Consider the following 706-nt stretch of genomic DNA (forward strand, 5'->3'; position numbering starts at 1 on the left):
CCGGGCTGTCCGCCGCCAGGCCAAGCCGCGCGGCGATTGCCGCCGCCTCGCCTGCAAGCGCCGCACGCGCTGCCTCCGCGGCCTCCAGATCGGCGCGCCGCCGCGTGGCGCGATGCTCCGCCTGGTGCACCTGTTGCGCCAGGTTCGCCAGATGCAGCCGCGCCTCGGCCGAGGCCGCATGACGCGCGCGCAGCCCGTCATCGGTGTGCATCAGTGCGGCGAACCGCGCGGCGCTTTCGGCCTCCAGCATGGCGACATGCTCCGACCAGGCGGTATCGCGGGCCGCCCGGCTTTGCGCAATGGCGTCATCCGTTACCGTCCCGCCCCCGGCCTGCACCGCGCCATGGGCCGACCCGGCCTCGGCCAGCGCCTCTTCCGCGTCCTTCAACTGGTTCTGCGCCTCTTCGACACGGGTTGCCGCACGCAGCGTCCGCTGGGCAAGGTCGGCCAGCAGGGCGTCTTCGGGCAACCCCGCAAGCGCCAGGTCGCGCCATCCTTCAGGCAGACCCGCCGCCGCCCGTGCGGCCAGGCCCGCCGCCCGCTCCGCCTCGGTCTGCCGCGCATCGGGGTCAGAGGGGTCGCGCTGCACGGCCATCAACGCGTCGCGCAGCGCCTCCAGCCCGCGCGGCACCGCCACCTCGGGGCCCAGTGCCGCCTGCGCCTCCTGCCGCGACCGGTCCAGGTCGTCGATCTGGCGCGCGGCGTC

The 706-nt window shown here is 75.6% G+C and carries 1 pseudogene; it reads right to left on the reverse strand.

Annotated elements, in window-relative coordinates:
- Positions 1-706, reverse strand: a pseudogene (locus DL237_RS20675) (hypothetical protein); the annotation flags it as partial.

This window comes from Pseudooceanicola sediminis, from assembly GCF_003575965.1.
Classification (GTDB): domain Bacteria; phylum Pseudomonadota; class Alphaproteobacteria; order Rhodobacterales; family Rhodobacteraceae; genus Pseudooceanicola; species Pseudooceanicola sediminis.